Genomic DNA, 3,407 nt, shown 5'->3' with positions numbered 1-3,407 from the left:
CGCGGGCTTCCGCCCGGCGCACCGAGAGCACGCACCAGACGCCGCAGGGCCGCCCTCCGGGCGACGACGGGAGTTTGACGACAGGCCCTAGGGCAGTTCGGCCTCGATGAGGTCGGCGGCCTGGGGGGTGCCGCCTTCGGTGGCCATCCGGGCACGGATCGCTGCGGCGCGGGCGGCGACCTGGGGGTCGGCGGTGAGCTCCAGGACGGCGGTGCGCAGGGCCTCGGCGGTGGCCTCGGCCATGGGGAGGTGGCGGGCGACTCCGAGTCCGACGAGCATGTCGGCGTTGCCGAACTGGTCGACGGCCTGGGGGACGGCGACCATCGGGGTGCCGGTGGCGAGGCCCTCCTGGCAGCCGCCGGTTCCGGCGTGGGTGATGAAGGCGTCGGCCCGGCGCAGGATGTCCAGTTGGGGCACCCAGCGGTGTACCTCGGCGTTGGCGGGGATCTCGCCGAGTTCGCTCTCGTCGGTGAACTTGCCGATCTGGAGGACGAGGTGCCAGTCCGGGAGGGCGGCGAAGGCGTCGAGGCAGGCCCGGTAGAAGGCGGGCTGCTTGGTGAAGGTGGAGCCGAAGGAGACCAGGACGGTCTTCTTGCCCTCGGCGGCCGGCGGGCGCTGCCAGTGGCCCTGGTCGGCGCGGTCGCCCTGGCAGGAGCCGACGAAGGTGTACACGTTCTCGTCGACCCGGTCGGCGTGCGGCTGGAGGGCCTTCGGCATGAGGACGATGCTGCGGCGCGGGCGGCCGACGAACCGGTCGGGGTCGTCGGGGATGCCGTTCTCGTCGAGCCAGGCGCGGAAGCGGGCGTAGTAGGCCCGCCCGCGTTCGGAGGCCTTCAGCGGGGCGGTCATGGGTTCGGCGATCTCCTCCTCGTACCCGTCCCAGGCGACCAGGGTCGGGGAGAGGGAGACGGCGGGGACGCCCCAGCGGCGGGCGAGGACGATCGCCGGGTAGGAGGTGATGTCGTGGATGACGAGGTCGGGTTCGTCCCCCTCGAAGGCGGCGGCGAGCTGCGGGAGGGCTTGGACGGCGTCGTTCAGGAAGGGTTCGATGTTGTCGATGAGCTCGGTGCCCCAGGCGTCGGGGTCGTCGTCGGTGGGGAGGGTGGAGTTCCAGAGAACCGGGGTGGCACCGGTCACCGCGACCGTGTCCGCGTAGGCGGCGGGGATGGCGTAGCTGACGCGGTGGCCCCGGGCGACGAGTTCGCGGATGACTTCGAGGCTGGGGTTCACATGGCCTGCGGCGGCGATGGAGAACATGGCGATGTGTGCGGGCTTGGCTGCGGTCATGGAACGAGCCTAAACGAGACGAGACGTCTCGTGCAATTGATTTGCCATCCGGACCGCCCGCGTCCACAAGCCGGTCCCCGCCCGCACCGGACCCCACCCCCTGGCCTAGGATTTCGACCTCCGGTCCGATCGTGTCCGGGAGACTGCGGGGAGGTGCCGAAAGGTGCCGGGAGGAACGTTCATGCGCCGGTCGGGCCGGACGGGCAGCGACACCCCGGGCCCCGTCAGCCATCGGGCCGTCCGCAAGGAGGCCCGCCGCGCGGTCCGCTCCATGCCGCTGCCCCGCCCCTTCAGCACGGCCTCGCTCGTCGCCGCCATCGAGGCGGAACGCGGACGCCGCATCGAGCTGGTGTCCGCTCCGGACCGGCTGCTCGGACGGAGCGACGTCTGCGGGCTGTGGATCCACCACGAACGGCTGCTCCTCGACCTGATCTTCATCCCGGAGAGCATCTCCGGGTACCACCGGCAGCGGGTCGTCTTCCACGAGCTCGCCCACCTGTGGTGCGACGACCCGACGACGCAGGGCGGGCAGACGGCGTCCCTCCTGCCCGAGCTCTCACCGGAACTGACGGCCCGCCTGGCCGGCACGGGCCCGTTCATGGCCCGGCACCGCTACGACTCCCACGTGGAACTGCGCGCCGAGATGATCGCCGACCTGCTGCACGAGGAGGCCTTCGCCTCCGACCGGATCGAGGACGGCACCCTGCGGGGCCTCGACGACACCCTCTCCCGCCCCTTCTCCCGACCGGCCAGGAGCGGCCTTGTCTGACGTCCTGACCTACGCGATCGTGTTCCTCCTCCTCGCCCAGGCGCTCTGGAGGATCCCCTCGGCCCTGCGCGGACGCACCAGCGAACGCTCCTTGTGGGGCGCCTTCGCCGTGCTCGCCTGCGCCTGGCTGATGCGCACCGACCTGGGGCGCCGACTCGTGGACGGCCTCGGCGTGTTCGACCTGTCGACGCTGCTCAAGCACTGCTTCGTGGTCGCGGGCATGTGCGTGCTCCTGCGGTACGTCGCGGCCGTCTACCGCGGCGCCGCCGGCGACGGCTCCTCCTCCCGGCGGGCGCGCGTGACCGTGGCCGTCCAGCGGCACGCCGTGACGGCGGCCGTGCTCGTCGTCGCCGCCATGGCCGCGGTCTTCCTGCTGGTCCTGGACCGGGGACCGGTACCGGAGGACTCGCAGTTCATGGCCCGGCACGCGGGTGAGGCGGGCCTGGCCGTCTACATGCCCCTCTTCTACGGCTACTGCGGCGCCGTCATCGGACTGTGCGGCTACCAGTGGGCGGGCGCCGCCCGCGGGGCCGCCCGCCGGACGCTGCGGACCGGGCTGGCCGTGATGGCCGTCGGCATGGCGGCGGGCGCCCTGTACGCGGCGGTCCGGGCCGCGTACGCCGTCGTCGTGGCCTTCCTCCCGGTCCCGGAGGACGCCGCCAACGCCCAGGAGACCGCCACCGACGTCCTGCTCTACACCTCCTTCCTGTGCTGGACCCTGGGCGTCATCGCACCGGCCAGCCAGGCGGCGGTGAACCGCGTGCGGGCGTACCGGATGCTGGCGCGGCTCCACCCGCTGTGGCGGGACCTGGCACTGACCGCCCCGGACCTGGTGCGCCGGGCGCCGGGCCGGCCGCTGCCCGGGCGGTCCCGGGCCGGGCGCCTCGTCACCGCGCGCGACCTGTTCGCGCACGACGCCTCGCCCCAGGTACGGCTGGGCCGCTGGGTCACGGAGATCCGCGACGTCATCCACGCCATGCGCCGACGGGCCCCGGACGACCTCTACCAGGTGTCCCTCGAACTCGCCGAGAGCGAGGGGCACACGGGCCAGGACGCCGAGGCCGTCGCCCAGGCGTACTGGATCCTCTCCGCCCGCCTGAACATGCGCGACCCGGCCCGCGAACCCGGCGTCCCGGCCGAGTTCCCCGATGCGGGCGAGGACTTCTACGCGGACGAGGTGCCGTGGCTGCTGCGCGTCTGCGAGGCGTACGCGCGGGCCGATCCCGCGGTCGCGGAGGAGGTCCTGGAGGACTCCCGGGCCTAGGGCCTGTCGTCAAACTCCCGTCGTCGCCCGGAGGGCGGCCCTGCGGCGTCTGGTGCGTGCTCTCGGTGCGCCGGGCGGAAGCCCGCG

At 73.2% G+C, this 3,407-nt stretch carries 3 protein-coding genes; 2 read left to right on the top strand and 1 reads right to left on the bottom strand.

The genetic code is table 11. From position 1 onward, the window contains the following. Positions 1 to 87: 87 nt before the first annotated feature. On the bottom strand, positions 88 to 1,287 hold the full coding sequence (gene mgt / locus ABZZ17_RS39930) for a macrolide-inactivating glycosyltransferase (RefSeq protein WP_356884282.1): 1,200 nt from the start codon (positions 1,285 to 1,287) through the stop codon (positions 88 to 90). 181 nt (positions 1,288 to 1,468) lie between these two features. On the opposite strand from mgt, the gene ABZZ17_RS39925 reads away from it, so the two are divergent. Next, the gene (locus tag ABZZ17_RS39925; RefSeq protein WP_356884280.1) at positions 1,469 to 2,056 is read left to right on the top strand and encodes a hypothetical protein; all 588 of its coding nucleotides are present in this window, start codon (positions 1,469 to 1,471) and stop codon (positions 2,054 to 2,056) included. Continuing rightward, the gene (locus ABZZ17_RS39920) at positions 2,049 to 3,320 is read left to right on the top strand and encodes an MAB_1171c family putative transporter (RefSeq protein ID WP_356884278.1); all 1,272 of its coding nucleotides are present in this window, start codon (positions 2,049 to 2,051) and stop codon (positions 3,318 to 3,320) included. The genes ABZZ17_RS39925 and ABZZ17_RS39920 overlap by 8 nt, the downstream gene beginning before the upstream one ends. Positions 3,321 to 3,407 lie beyond the last annotated feature (87 nt).

It is taken from the genome of Streptomyces sp. NPDC006512, assembly GCF_040611935.1.
In the GTDB taxonomy this organism is placed as follows: domain Bacteria; phylum Actinomycetota; class Actinomycetes; order Streptomycetales; family Streptomycetaceae; genus Streptomyces.
Note: the sequence above shows the minus strand (reverse complement) of the source record. Positions and strands in the feature narration are given on the sequence as shown.

What these genes read in the sequence shown, in the direction of transcription:
- mgt (WP_356884282.1), bottom strand. Translation starts at nt 1,287, where the DNA reads ATGACCGCAGCCAAGCCCGCACACATCGCCATGTTCTCCATCGCCGCC.
- ABZZ17_RS39925 (WP_356884280.1), top strand. Translation starts at nt 1,469, where the DNA reads ATGCGCCGGTCGGGCCGGACGGGCAGCGACACCCCGGGCCCCGTCAGC.